Here is a 15,108-nt window from a genome sequence, read left to right on the forward strand (position 1 = left end):
TTCTTTAAAATTTAGCATTAACTCCCAGCGAGATTGTTCTGGCCTGAGGATATATAAAACTGTATTCTCGTATTCCGTTCATTCCTTTCGGACTTTTTTCCTTATACCAATACGCCACATTCGAAGCATCTGCAAAAACAGACAGAGCATCCAGAAAAGTATTTTTTAGGGGTACATTATAACTTAAATTAATATTGCTGATTCGTACATAAGTACCGTCATATATGTACTTACTTAAATTAGGAATAATAGGTGAAGATGTTACTGCTGACTGTGAAACATTATCACCTGGATTTCTCCAGTAATCGTACGCATTTACAGAAAGATTTCTATTTAAAGTATTAGAATACTTGTCGATATAAACATCACCCACAAAGACATCGCCTCCTAGTTGAAAATCACCTCTTACAGATAAGGTTAGATTGTTATAAAATGTAAAACTGTTATAAAAACCTCCGTAGGCATCTGCCTGGGTATCGCCAATTGGTACCCAGTCTGCAACAGTATGAGAATCATTATACGTTTTCGTATCGTATATTTTTCCATCTTTTTCTACGAGATCTCTACCTGTAGCGGGATCCACTCCAATCCATTTTATTCCCCATAAAGTAGTTGTGCTGTAGCCTATTTTTTGTGCTAAGGCAAGATTTCCTAAAGCATAGTCACTTCCTAAACCTTTTAGATCAGTTACTTTACTTTCAACAGTAGAAATATTGAATGTTGTAGTCCATTTAAAAGCATTACTTTTTATCCATTTAATTCTGGTAGTCAATTCAAAACCTTTATTATACATGCTCGACGCGTTTAACTGAACAGAATTATATCCGGTTTCTGTTGGGATATCTCTTGTCGTAATTAAATCGGTTTTGTTGTCATAATAATATTCTAAAGTCAATTCGATTCGTTTAAAAATATTAAAATCAAAACCAACATTAAATTTTGTGTTTTTTTCCCAGCTTAAATTCCCGTTTGGAGCAGCACCGGTCGTTGCTCCGATGTACCCGTTATAGTCGTTTTGAGTAATATTATATAAACCTTTTGCTCTATAAGAACCAATTCTTGAATTTCCTGTAGAACCGTAACTCACTTTAAATTTTAGAAAATCAATCCATGTATTTGACTGTAAGAAATTTTCATTGCTTGTAATCCAACTCAAACCTGCGCCGCCATTAAGAGCAACGTTTGTATCATCTCCAAAAACAGAGCTTTCGTCGCGTCTTAAATTCGCTAAAACATAATAACGTTTTTTATAGTTATAATTCACCTGAGATAGAAATGAAACTCTCGAATTATAGCTAATTTCACCTCTGGAACTCTGACCGACTTTAGATTCATCAACCAAAGCAGTTGCAGGATTATCATCTCTGACAGCATCACTGATTTTATTAATTTGATACGGATTGACAAATCCTACTCCGGATTTAAAATTAAAATCTGTTTTATCTTCAGATAATTCAAAACCTGCGACACCATCAATTTCATGATTTTCGTTTAATTGTTTATTAAATAAAACTTGTCCCTGCCAGTTCCATTTTGTCGAATTTCGTTGATTTAAAATTCGTCTTCCCCATGCAGGATACAAAATTCCGTTAAGTGTAAAAGATCCATTAAACTGACCACTTTCATTTGCAGCAGAAAAATAACGATCCTGCTCTTTATCTGTATAGTCCATCCCGAAAAGCGTCGAAAATTTTATAGCCTTACTAAGCTGATACGATAAATTTAAACTTCCAAGAAGACCAAATGTCTGCGACTGATTTTTATTTTGTTCAATAGCAGCCAGCGGATTTCCTCTTGTGATACCGCTTACTCCCAAATCTGCATAAGAACCATCTGCATTGTAAACTGCTAGCGTTGGCAAATAAGCAAAACTAGAAAAGATATTTGGAGCATCTTTTTGTACGTAACTTGGATTCAGCATTAAGTTAGCACTCCATTTTCCTGAATTGAATCCTAAATTAATTCCTGCGTTTAATTGTTTGGTATCATTGCCTAGTTGAGGTTCATTAATTTTTAAATAGCTTACGTTCGTACGATAGGAGAATTTTGAAGTTGATCCCGAAACATTGAAATTATATTTATTATAAATTCCGCTTCTGTTTAAAACCTCGAACCAATCTGTATTTATACCATTATAAGCGACAGGAGTATAGCCTGTTGTGGTATTTTTCATGTAATCATTTCTAAGTTCAGTAAATTGTTCTCCACTTAGATATTTAATTCTGTTAATAGCAGAAGAAATTCCCAATTGGTTAGAGAAACCAAATTGTGTTTTTCCTTTTTTTCCTTTTTTGGTCGTAATTAAAATTACGCCATTTGCACCATCAGCACCATAAATCCCCACTGCGGCACCATCTTTTAAAACGGATATCGTCTCAATATTTTCAGGTGCAATTTTCATTAGCGGGTTGGCTAAATCTTCGGAAGTATCACCACTCCCGTTAAAAGAGATAGCGTCAATCGCATATTCTTCACTCATTACAACACCATCAATAATAATTAACGGCTGCGTAGAAGTTCCGGTTTTTGCTCCGGTTAAAGAAGATAATGTTCCTTGTCCACGAATATTGATTTTTACCGGACCGCCAACACCAGAAGTATTTTCGACCATAACACCTGCAATTTGCCCCGTAATCATTTTATCGATACTTTCTGAAGCTTGTTCTACAGCTATATCTTTTGCATTTAAAGTCGAAATACTACCTACAATCTCTTCTTTTAGTTTTGTAGTACCATAAGAAGACGTAATCACAACCGGATTTAACTCGTCTGTAAATTCTTCAAGATAAAAAGTAAATTCTTTTTTATTATCTGCTTTTACAGTTTGAGAAATCATTCCTAAAAAGCCAACTTCAAGCACCATATCGTTAATGTTGTTTCCTTTTAGCTGGTAAACAAACTTTCCGCTAAAATCAGTTATAGCGCCCATTCCGGTTCCTTTTACACGAATTGTTGCGCCGGGAAGTGGCTGTTTGTCATTGGCATTATAAACCGTTCCGCTAATGAATCGCTCTTTTTCATCAGAAGATATATTAGATGTTAGAGCAGGAGCAGCGTTCGTTAATAAAACCTGTTTTTTCTGGATATAAAACGAAATATTTTTGCCGGCAAATAATTGCGTTAAAGCAGTTTCTAAACTTACATTCTGAACATTAAGATCGGCCAGTTGATCCGCATCAATTTTTCGGGCGTTATAAATAATCCTAAAATCGGTTTGTTCTTCAATAGCTTTAATAATCAGACTGATAGGTTTGTTTTTGAGCTGTAATGTAACGCCTTTATTCTGAGAAAAACCTTTAAAACAGGATATGAATAGGGCTAGGAAAAATAGAATTTTCCTTAAATCGTGTATCGTAAAAGTCATATTTATTTAGTTATGGAAGATTGGTAATGGTTATCGTATTTCCTTTAACGGAATAATTAAATGGCGTGTCACGTTTTAGAAGTTCTAAAATGTTTTCTACACTGGATTCGCTAATTTTAATAGTTCCCGTAAAATTCTGCCTGGCCAAAACAGTATTTTCGTTAATAATTTCGACGTCGTAGGTACGCTGAATTATTTTAGCGATGGTGGAGAATGGGGTATCTTTAAAAGCAAGTTCACCTTTTGTCCATGCCGAATAAAAGCTAGGGTCAACTTCTTTTGTTATAATTTTTTTGGAGTTATTGTTCCAGGTTGCCATTTGATTGGGTTGAAGTAAAACAGCATTTAGTTTGTTTTCGGCTTCATACATCTGAATGCTTCCTTCAACCAAAGTACCATTTACACTTGGATTTTCAGGATAAGCACTTACGTTGAACCTGGTTCCCAAAACTTCAATATCGACCTTATTAGCGTTGACAATAAAAGGATGTTCTTTGTCTTTGGCAACTTCAAAAAAAGCTTCACCGGCTAAGTACACATTTCTTTTTCCGTTGATGCCAAATTGCTCCGGATATTTTAAAGTTGTTCCTGAATTTAAATTGACCACCGTTCCGTCAGAAAGTGTAAGTTTAAACTTTTTTCCGTAAGGAACTTTTAGCGTATTGTAAACCACTTCCTGATCCTGAACTTTACCAAAATAAATGATTTGGTTTGGCAATTTCTTCGCAATCAGATCGCCTTTGTCGTTTACTAATTTCGTTTGGTTGTCTTTCGTAATATATTCAGAGCGGCCATCGGCTAATTCTAAAACAATCTCTTTTGATGATTTTGTTTTCTGGGTAAAGTCGAAAGCTAATTTTCCTAAACCAAATAAAACCAAAAATACAGCGGCATATTTCAGGAACTGAATTGCTTTCTTTTTAGGCTGAATTGAGACTACCGGAGTTGATACTGTAGAAATATCTTCAGAAAGTGCCGTTAACGCCCAGGTTTTCTTTAAGGTTATAAAATGCCTTTTATTTTCTTTCGAAGCATCAATCCATTCAAAAAGCATTTGAACTTCTTGTTCTGAAGCTTCGTTCGAAAGGTATTTATAAATGATTTCCGATGTCATATTTAAGTTTTTGAACTTCTCGTTTTAGTAAGTACACTTCAGAAATAAAATACCCTACCTTTTATTTTTAATTATTACAAATAAGGATAAAAATTAAGAACAGATAATCTGACAATTTTGTTTTTAAAATCTTCAAAGCCTTTGTCATATGGGCTTCTACGGCTTTTAAAGTCACTTGCATTTCTTGGGCGATTTCTGCATTTTTTTTATTTTCGAAACGTTTTTTTATAAAAACTTCGCGGGTTTTAGGCGGTAGATCGCTTATCGATTCCTGAATTAAACGTTCAAGTTCGGTTAATTCTAAAGTATCAAACTGCACCGAATTTAAGATTTCAATATCCAGTTCTCTTTCCTTTTGGTTTAATATGTCACTCTTGAATTTATCCTTTACCTTATTATGTCGAATCATGTTCAGGCATTTCGATTTGGCATACGTATATAAAAAAGACTGGATACCGTTTATTGATTCGACAGTTTCCCTGTTTTGCCATAAATGCAGGAAAGCTTCCTGAGCCAGATTCTCAGCTTCATCTTTATCATAAATAAACTGAACGCTAAAAGCGGTGATTCTGCGAAAGTATTTATCGTAAAAATAAGTAAAGGCAGTTTCGTCTCCTTCTTTGAAAGATTCAAAAAGATGTAATTCGAAACTGGTATTATTATTCATTATAAGAAAATCACTTTTTTAGAAAGCAATAAAGGCAATTTAATAAAAAGACCTTTTTGCACAGAAAGCGGCAAATATAAAAGTTTATTTATATTAATTCTAAATAAAATTCAAATAAACATCGTTTCAAAAAATATTATTCAGAATAAGTGTAAAAAACGCGTTTATCTTATAACTTATAAGTAAGTTTAGTACCGCTGCGTGTGTTTATTAAACTATATAAGTTATATAAGTAAATATAAGTTCGGTGTTTTTTGAACTGTAAAAATCATATAAGCAACTTTAATATGAACTTATATAACTTATATGGTGAAATGCTTTTTATAAATCCTTTTTATTCAAAGTAAAAATTATACGCACCAACTTTAATATGAACTTATATAACTTATATGGTGAAATGCTTTTTATAAATCTCTTTTATTCAAAGTATAAAATTGTGCGAAAGACCTTTAATATGTACTTATATAACTTATATGATAAAAAATTTTACACTCAAATATTGGTAAATTAATTTTAATTTGTATCATTGTAGTATAGAATAGTATAATAACCTAAAATTTGTTTAATGAGACAGTATCCTTTCCTACTAAAAAACCTGTTTTTTTCCGTTTTATTGGTGGCACTTTGTACGCCTGCTTTCGCCCAAAAAAGCATTAAAATGACTTTTGGCAAAAGTGGTATTATAACTTATGATGCCAAAGAAAAAACAATTGAAGTAAGTCAATCTGGCAAAACTATTTTTAGCGGAGCAAAAGCTTCGGTTTTGGTTAATAGTAAAACAATTGCGGCAAACGATTATCCGGATGCAGTTTTTGCAAAAGAAGCTATTAGCGATGATTTAGGAAAAGGTCTAAAATACACACTTACTTATAGAGAAAAAAGTAAGCCTACTCTAATCCAAAGTTTTTACATTTATAACAATCAGGACTATTTTATAACTCAATTAGAAATTTTAGGCAACGGACAGCAAATTACCACCAATTATATTGCACCGTTAGATTTAGGAAAAATTGCTTTTGATAAAATAGAAAATCTGCATACCGTTTTTGTACCTTATGATAATGATGCATTCATTAGTTATAATTCTAAAAAATTAGATACGATTTCTCATAACAATAGTGCCGAAGTTGGAATTATATTCAATAATGCATCCCGTAACGGTTTTATTGTAGGTTCGCTTGAACATACCATTTGGAAAAGTGCCGTAAAAACAAACAATCAAAATAAACAAGCTTCATTTTCTGCCTGGGCAGGATATTCAGAAAAAGAAAATACACGCGATAGTATTGCACATGGTATTGTAAAAGGAGATAAAGTAGCTTCTCCAAAATTCTTCGTGGGTTATTACTCAGACTGGAGAAACGGAATGGAACAATATGCTAAAACCAATCGTATCGTAGAGAAACCTTATGTTTTTGCGTGGGACAAACCAACTCCGGTAGGCTGGAACAGCTGGGGAGTTTTGATGGAAAAAATCAATTTTGAGAATACTACGAAAGTAGCTGATTTCTTTGCCAATTCGGTTCCGGAATTTCGTGTTGGTAATACCGCTTATATTGATCTTGATTCGTTTTGGGACAATATGGTAAAAGGTGGTTTTACAGGAGATTTCAGCAAACTAAAAGAATTTGCTGATTATTGCAAAAAGAAAGGTTTAGAACCGGGAGCGTATTGGGCACCGTTTACAGATTGGGGCTGGAAAGATGGCCCAGATCGTAAAGCGGAAGGAAGTGATTATACTTTTGGACAAATGTGGACCAAAACCGGAAATACTTATTTTGATTTTGATGGTGCTCGTGCCATCGATCCTACACATCCGGGAACTTTAAAACGCGTTGATTATGTGATTAATAAACTAAAAGAATGCGGTTTTAAAATGATCAAAATTGACTTTTTGGGTCACGCTGCCGCGGAATCTACTTCGTTTTATGATCAAAATGTAACAACAGGAATGCAGGCTTATAGAGTAGGGATGGAACATTTAGTAAATGCGCTTGACGGAAAAATGCTAATTTATGCTGCGATTTCTCCTAATATGGCCACTTCCCGTTACGCACACGTTCGTCGTATTGCGTGCGATGCCTGGAAAACTATTGAGCAAACACAATATACCTTAAATAGTGTAAACTATGGTTGGTGGCAAACGTATTCATACGATTATATCGATGCAGATCACGTGGTTTTTGCCGATGTGACCGAAGGAGAAAACCGTGCAAGATTAATTTCGTCTGTAATTACAGGAACCTTAATTACCGGAGACGATTACAGCAAAGACGGAATCTGGAGCAAACGTGCCAAAGAATGGTTGCAGAATAAAGAACTACTTAAAATTGTAGAAAACGGTTTAGCATTTCGCCCGCTGGAAGGAAATACAGGAAAATTAACCACCGAAGTTTTCGAACAAAAAATAGGGAACAATTGGTATATCGCCGTTTTAAATTACAGCAATATGCCTAAAAATTATGCACTTCCTTTACAAAGATTAGGCGTAAAAAATGGGAGCTATAAATTGCAGGATGTTTTTACTGCTCAAAATAGCGAAGTAAAAAACAACAGTATAAATGTAAGTATTGGTTCTAAAGATGCCCGTTTATTTAAAATTGTAAATCGTTAACTGAATGCTTATGAAAAAAGAGTTTTTTAAGAAAACGATGCTACTATTGACGTTACTAATCCTTTGGTCAAATGCAGTTAATGCGACAGTATCATTGCCTTCTTTCTTTACAGATAATATGGTACTGCAACAAAAAAGTGCCGTTCCGTTTTGGGGAGAAAGTGATGCGAAATCAGTAAGTATTACCACTTCATGGGATAAAAAAACATACAAAACCAATGTCGAAAATGGCAAATGGAAAGTAGTTTTTAAAACTCCCGTTTATGGAGGGCCGTACACGATTACTATAAATGACGGAACGAATAGAACGCTCAACAATATTTTAATTGGTGAAGTTTGGTTGTGTTCTGGACAAAGTAATATGGAAATGCCGTTGGAAGGCTGGGGAAAAATTGACAATTATAAAGAAGAAATAGTAAACGCCAACTATCCTCAAATACGATTATTGCAGGCAGAACATATAGAAAGTGCTTTACCATTAAACACACTAAAAGTACAACACGACGGATGGAATGTTTGCAGTCCAAAAACGATAGCTGATTTTAGTGCAACGGCCTATTTTTTTGCCAGAAAGATTTACAAAGAAAAAAATATTCCAATTGGGTTGATTCATTCTTCATGGGGAGGAACATTAATTGAAGCCTGGACAAGTTCTGGAGCGTTATCGACCATTCATGATTTTGATGCCGAAATTCAGGCGATGAAATCAGAAGTTGATCAGGAGGCTTTACTGAAAAAATACAATGCCGATATGGCCGTATGGGAAAAGAAACTGACAGATTCGGATAAAGGATTTGGGGCAGGAAAAGCGATTTGGGCAACAGCCAATTTTGATGATACATCATGGAAAACAATGCCATTGCCGGCATTTTTTGAAAATAAAGGATTAGCCAATTTTGATGGCGTAGTATGGTTTCGAAAAAAAGTAACTATTGCTGCAAACAATGCAGAATTTACCCTAAGTTATTTGGCAGATGATGACGATATGATTTGGGTAAACGGAAATTATATTGGCAAAACCAAAGGATATAATGTAGAACGCCATTATACAATTCCGTCAAAGTTTCTCAAAAAAGGAGAGAACATTATAACGATACGAGTTTTTGACGGAGCAGGAAACGGAGGAGTTTATGGAGATGAAAACTTCTCATTACAATCAGGAAAACAATCAATTTCATTAGCCGGAGACTGGAAATATAATATTGGCGCAGATATCAAAGATTTGCCTGCAAAACCGTATTTGGATCAAGGCCAAAACAGACCAAGCGCGATATATAATGCCATGATTGCACCTTTGATTGATTATAAAATAAAAGGAGTAATCTGGTATCAGGGAGAAAGTAATGCTGAAAGAGCGCATCAATACCAGACATTATTTCCATTATTGATAAACGATTGGAGAGAAAAATTTAAAGATAAAAATTTGCCTTTTTTCTTTGTTCAATTAGCCAATTACAAACAACAAAAACAGCAACCGGGAGATTCTGATTGGGCAGAGTTGAGAGAAGCACAATTTAAAGCTTTAAAACTATCCAACACCGGAATGGCGGTTACAACCGATATTGGGAACGGAGAAGACATTCACCCAAAAAACAAGCAAGATGTAGGAGGTCGTTTGGCCAGTATTGCTTTGGCAAAGGTGTATAATGTCAAAATTGATTATTCGGGACCGTTGTATAAATCGTATGATATCAAAGGAAGTACAGTTACTATAGATTTTGATTTTAATAAAAACATAAAAGCCAGAGACGATACGCTTAAAGGATTTAGCATTGCGGGATCAGACCAAAAGTTTTATTGGGCTGAGGCTAAAGTAGTCAACGATAAAGTCGAGGTATATTCTCACGAAGTTCCAAATCCGGTAGCCGTTCGCTACAATTGGGCTGATAATCCTGACGGAAATTTAACGAATGTATCGGGATTACCGGCATCTTCTTTTAGAACAGATGTCTGGGCAGGAATTACACAAGAAAAGAAATAGAAATAAAATATAATAAAAATGAAAAAACACATTACCAATTTAAGGCAATCTTTTGGGATCGCATTTTTTATGCTGGCGAGTTATTGCAGCCCGGTTTCGGCGCAACAAATTATCTCAGTAAAAACAAAAAGTAATGCGCTTGTTTTGCAAGTTACTCCTGGAAAAGAAGTAAACACTATTTACTTAGGAGAAAAATTAGCCAATGATTTTGATTATGTAAAAATACAAGGTCAGTTCAAACAAGGAACAGATTATTCAGGAATTTACAATGCAGCCTATACGCCATCTGGTTCTAAAAACTTACTGGAACCAGCAATTGCAGTAACGCACGCTGACGGAAATACTTCACTAGATTTATTATATGTAGACCATAAAACAACAACGGTAAGCACAGGAGTTTCTCAAACAGAAATTACACTTAAGGATAATGTTTACCCAATCGAGGTTCATTTGTTTATTCAGTCGTATTATGATACTGATGTTATCGAGCAATGGACAACTATTAAACACGCAGAAAAAGGAAATATTACTTTAAACAAATATGCTTCGGCTAATTTATACCTTAAAGGATACAAGAACTTTTACCTGAATCAATATCATGGTGACTGGGCAAAAGAAATGCAGCCTGAAGAAACCAAACTGACGCACGGAATTAAGGTTTTGGATACAAAATTAGGTTCACGTGCCAACTTGTTTCAACCATCTGTATTTATGGTTTCTCTGGACAAACCTGCTACAGAAGACGAAGGAAAAGTTTTATTTGCAGGTTTAGAATGGTCAGGAAATTTCCGTACAGATTTAGAATTAGATCCGTTGAATAATCTTCGTGTTATTTCGGGTATTAATAATGCAGCGGCAGCGTATTCATTGGCAAAAAACACTGTTTTTACAACGCCTAAATTTTGGTACACTTTATCTTCTAAAGGAAAAGGAACTGCCAGCCGTAATTTGCACGACTGGTCAAGAATTTATAAAATATTAGACGGAAAAGGAAGCCGTTTGACATTGCTAAATAACTGGGAAGCGACTTATTTTAATTTTGATGAAGATAAACTAAAAGTACTTATCGCAGATAGTAAAAAATTAGGCGTTGATATGTTTTTATTAGACGACGGATGGTTTGGAAACAATTTCCCTCGTAACAATGATGACGCAGCTCTTGGAGACTGGGACATAAACAAAAAGAAATTACCAAACGGAATTGGAACTTTGGTAAAAACAGCCAAAGACAATCAGGTAAAATTCGGAATCTGGATTGAGCCAGAAATGGTAAACCCGGCGAGTGATTTATACAAAAAACACCCGGAATGGATCATCAAACAACCGGGAAGAGCAGAACATTATTTCCGTAACCAATTGGTTTTAGATTTATCAAACCCTAAAGTTCAGGATTTTGTTTATGGAGTGGTAGACAATCTTTTTACAGAAAATCCGGAATTGGCGTATATCAAATGGGATTGTAATGCAGTAATTTACAATGCCTATTCAAGCAATTTAAAAGACAAACAATCTAATTTTTATACGGATTATGTAACAGGATTGTATAAAGTTCTGGAACGTATTCGTGTAAAATACCCTAAAGTACCAATGATGCTTTGCTCAGGTGGTGGAGGTAGAGTAGATTATGCTGCCCTAAAATATTTTACAGAATTCTGGCCAAGTGATAATACAGATCCTTTAGAAAGAGTGTATATGCAATGGGAATACTCGTATTTTTACCCTGCATTGACAATCGCAGCGCACGTAACAGATTGGGGGAAACAACCTATAAAATACCGTACAGATGTTGCCATGATGGGAAGATTAGGTTTTGATATTGTAGTAAAAGATCTAAACGAAAAAGATTTGGCTTTTGCTCAACAATCCATCAAAAATTATAATGCATTGAGTAATACAATCTGGCAGGGAGACCAATATCGTTTGCAAAATCCTTGGGGTAATGATGCTGCATCTGTAATGTTTGTAAACAAAAACGGTAACGAAGCAGTAGTTTTTAGTTATTCGGTTAATTCCCGTTACGAAGCAGGAACGCATTTACCAATTAAATTAAAAGGATTACAAGCAGGACAAAACTACAAAGTAGAGGAAATCAACGTGTATCCAGATAAAAAGCCAGTGGTAGAAACCGCCACATATTCAGGCGATTTTTTAATGCAGGTTGGTATCAACCCGAATGTGAATTCTACTAATACGAGCGTTGTTTTAAAAATTACAAAGACCTAAATCTCAAACATTAGTATATATTTGTACTATCATTTCTAAATAAATACCTATTAAAACGTTTTATGAAGCAAATTATTCAGCAGATAAAAAATCTTGAATCTATAAATTCCTTCTCTAAACATGAACAATTGGTTCAGGGAATAATTAATGCCATCGATGAAAAAGTGGTTACAAAAGGAGATTTGCTTCCGTCTGTAAATACTTTTATCAGCGAATTGGGTTTTGCAAGAGAAACCATTGCAAAAGCGTATAAAGAACTTGTGCACAGAGGAATTATCGAATCAAAAAACCGATTGGGTTATTTTGTTGCGACCAATGATGTAAAGCAAGAACTAAAAGTGGCATTGCTAATATTTGCATTTGATATTTTTCAGGAAACGTTTTATGAGAACTTCAGAAAAGGTCTTGGAAAGAATATTCAGCTGGATATCTTTTTTCATCACAATAATTTTGATACGTTCGAAAGTATTGTTCAGAATATAAAAGGAAAATACGGAATGTTTGTTATTGCTCCAATTCCGAGTAAAAAAACACCGGCTGTTTTAAAGCAATTGCCTACCAACAGAGTTTTATTGGTAGACCGTTTTATAGAAACAGATGAAGATTATAATTATGTTGCACAAGAGTTTGGAGATTCGTCTTACAATGCTTTTGTGCAGCTTAAAGATAAAATTAAAAAATACGATGAGATTATTTTCTTCTTTAAACCCTCATCTGCTGAACCTGACGAAATTTTAAATTCCTTTAAAAGATTCATGAAGGATCATGATATTAAAGGAGTTATAAAAGAAGAGTATGTATCAGGGTCTCTTGAAAAAGGGAAAGTATATTTTACAATTCACAATCTCGAGCTTTGGGAAATGCTTAAAGACTCCAAAATCAAAGGACTTAAAATAGGTACAGACATTGGTTTTATTTCGCACAATGATGATATCGTAAAAGAGATCATCTTTGATGGCGTGACCACATTCTCTACAGATTTCTCTGAAATGGGAAAAAAAGCAGCCAACTTTGTCCTTCATCGTAAAAAGATTCAGGAGATTATTCCAACAATTTTGGTCGACAGAAATTCGCTGTAGTTTATGAGTGTAATGTCTATTATTAGTTTTTTGCTTATTACAGGTTTTATCGCCTTATTTTCAGCTTTAAAAACACGTAAAAAAAAGGTCCAAACTACAAATGGACTTTTTTTTGCAGATCATAACAACAACTTTTTTATAGTAGGAGGAGCATTATTATTAAGTAATATTAGTGCAAATCAATTTATAGGCGAAAACGAATCGATATACACCAACAATATGAGCGTTATGGCATGGGGCGTAAGTTCTGTGTTGGCGATGTTGCTTGTGGCGGAATTCTTTTTGCCTATTTATTTTCGTACCGGTGCTATGACAATTCCGGATTATCTGGGAAAACGTTACGACAATTCGACTAAAAGATTAGTTTCAATTGTCTTTTTGTGCAGTTACGTCGTGAATCTTTTACCAGCCGTTTTATATGGCGGGGCAGTCGCTCTTACCGGAATGTTCAATTTTTTATTGCCTTTGCAATTAACTTATTGGCAAAACATCTGGATTATGGTTTGGGTGATAGGGCTAACAGGTTGTGCTTATTCGGTTTTAGGCGGATTAAGGGCGATATCGATAAGTGATACCATTTTAAGTATCGGCTTATTGACCATCGGGATTGCTTTTCCGTACTTCGGATTTAAATTTCTGGGCAATGGCGACTGGTTTAAAGGATTTCATATCCTGCTGTCTCAGCATACAGAACATCTAAACGCTATTGGGGGGCCAAAAGACGAAATTCCGTTAAGTACTATTTTTACAGGAATGTTTATCATGAACCTGTATTATTGGGGAATGGAACAGTTTATTGTTCAGCAGGCACTTTCGGCAAAGAGTTTATCGCACAGCCAGAAAGGGATGGGGTTGGCTTGTTTAGGAAAATTGTTATGTCCGTTTATTATAAATATTCCGGGATTAGTTGGGGTACATTTGTATAGTAATCTCGAAAATACCGCTGAGGTTTTTCCTCTAGTTGTAAAAGATACTTTACCGGGTATTATGATTGGTCTTACAGCTGCTGTTGTTCTGGGCGCTGCAATTAGTACTTTTAATGCCGGTTTAAATAGTAGTAGTACCTTGTTTGTGCTTAATCTTTACAAACCGTGGTTAGAGAAAAGAAATAAAGAAATTACCGAGAAACATTTGGTTTACACAGGACGTAAATTCGAAATCATTGTTTCGGCTTTGGCCATGTTTTCCGCGCCATTTATCATGTTTAGCAAAGCAGGATTTTATACCTATTTGCAACAATTGGGCGGAATGTTTTGCGTGCCTATTTTTACGATTATTCTCGTTGGTTTTGTCTCTAAAAAAGTACCCCCACAAGCCGCTAAAATCGGAATGATATTCTTCATTTTTAGTTACATTGTCTTTAATTATATACTAGATATCAAGCTGCATTATTTGCATATGCTGGCGTTGTTATTTATTTTTACTACAATATGTATGTTGGTAGTTGCTAAGTTTTATCCTAATTATCATTACACCGAAATCAAAATCGAATCTGTCGAATTATCGCCTTGGAAAAACCGTTATTGGTATTTCGCTTTACTTTTGATGGGTATGGTGAGTACTTTTGTTCTGTTCTCGAAATGGGGGATAGCTTAGGTTTCGAGGCTCAAAGGAACAAAGGTTCAAAGGTTTTAATATAGGGACGCACGCTTGTGCGTCCTTTTTTTTGTTCAAGATAGACCAGACCCGACAGGTTTTTAAAACCTGTCGGGTCTAACAACGACAAATCTATGAATGATGCTTTATCGTAGAGACACACGGCAGTGCGTCTAACCACAGAAATTTACACATAGTTTAAAACCAGTCGTGTAAGGTACTTGTTCTTAAACTTTGACAAAGTTTTTTTACTTGTAACCTTGTCAGACATAGCCCGTGGTTTCAACCACGGGGTGCAATATTATCACGCCTCGTATTGTGTTCCCATGGTTGAAACCACGGGCTATGTTTGAAGAAAAAAATTAAATTAGGTTACAACTTTGTCATTTATGATGATAAAAATGCGCATACCAACTTTAAAATTTGGCTTTCAAAAAAGTTCCTTAAACCCCTGGTTTAAAACTTAACAA

At 34.8% G+C, this 15,108-nt stretch carries 8 protein-coding genes; 5 read left to right on the plus strand and 3 right to left on the minus strand.

The features are described from left to right. Nucleotides 1-4: 4 nt before the first annotated feature. From IRZ78_RS11355 to IRZ78_RS11365, 3 genes are all read right to left on the minus strand, one after another. The gene (locus IRZ78_RS11355) at nt 5-3,364 is read right to left on the minus strand and encodes a SusC/RagA family TonB-linked outer membrane protein (RefSeq protein ID WP_194616654.1); all 3,360 of its coding nucleotides are present in this window, start codon (nt 3,362-3,364) and stop codon (nt 5-7) included. A 10-nt stretch (nt 3,365-3,374) separates the two neighbouring features. Then, the gene (locus IRZ78_RS11360) at nt 3,375-4,478 is read right to left on the minus strand and encodes a FecR domain-containing protein (RefSeq protein ID WP_194616655.1); all 1,104 of its coding nucleotides are present in this window, start codon (nt 4,476-4,478) and stop codon (nt 3,375-3,377) included. Between the two features lie 67 nt (nt 4,479-4,545). Beyond that, on the minus strand, nt 4,546-5,145 hold the full coding sequence (locus IRZ78_RS11365) for an RNA polymerase sigma-70 factor (RefSeq protein WP_194616656.1): 600 nt from the start codon (nt 5,143-5,145) through the stop codon (nt 4,546-4,548). Between the two features lie 565 nt (nt 5,146-5,710). Between IRZ78_RS11365 and IRZ78_RS11370 the strand changes: the two genes are divergently transcribed. The 5 genes from IRZ78_RS11370 to IRZ78_RS11390 all read left to right on the plus strand — a co-directional run bounded on the left by IRZ78_RS11370 (nt 5,711) and on the right by IRZ78_RS11390 (nt 14,638). Next, entirely contained in the window at nt 5,711-7,759 is a 2,049-nt protein-coding gene (locus IRZ78_RS11370) for an alpha-galactosidase (protein WP_194616657.1), read from the plus strand. Nucleotides 7,760-7,769: 10 nt separating this feature from the next. Continuing rightward, entirely contained in the window at nt 7,770-9,740 is a 1,971-nt protein-coding gene (locus IRZ78_RS11375; RefSeq protein WP_194616658.1) for a sialate O-acetylesterase, read from the plus strand. Between the two features lie 18 nt (nt 9,741-9,758). Further along, nucleotides 9,759-11,963: an alpha-galactosidase gene (locus IRZ78_RS11380; RefSeq protein WP_194616659.1), complete on the plus strand. Its 2,205-nt coding sequence runs from the start codon at nt 9,759-9,761 to the stop codon at nt 11,961-11,963. Nucleotides 11,964-12,025: 62 nt separating this feature from the next. Further along, nucleotides 12,026-13,042 carry a GntR family transcriptional regulator gene (locus IRZ78_RS11385; protein WP_194616660.1) on the plus strand — a complete coding sequence of 339 codons (1,017 nt, stop codon included), beginning with the start codon at nt 12,026-12,028 and terminating at the stop codon, nt 13,040-13,042. A gap of 3 nt (nt 13,043-13,045) precedes the next feature. After that, nucleotides 13,046-14,638, plus strand: coding sequence for a solute:sodium symporter family transporter (locus IRZ78_RS11390; protein WP_194616661.1), 1,593 nt, complete (start codon nt 13,046-13,048; stop codon nt 14,636-14,638). Nucleotides 14,639-15,108: the final 470 nt, after the last annotated feature.

Source organism: Flavobacterium sp. CSZ (assembly GCF_015350725.1).
Lineage (GTDB): Bacteria > Bacteroidota > Bacteroidia > Flavobacteriales > Flavobacteriaceae > Flavobacterium.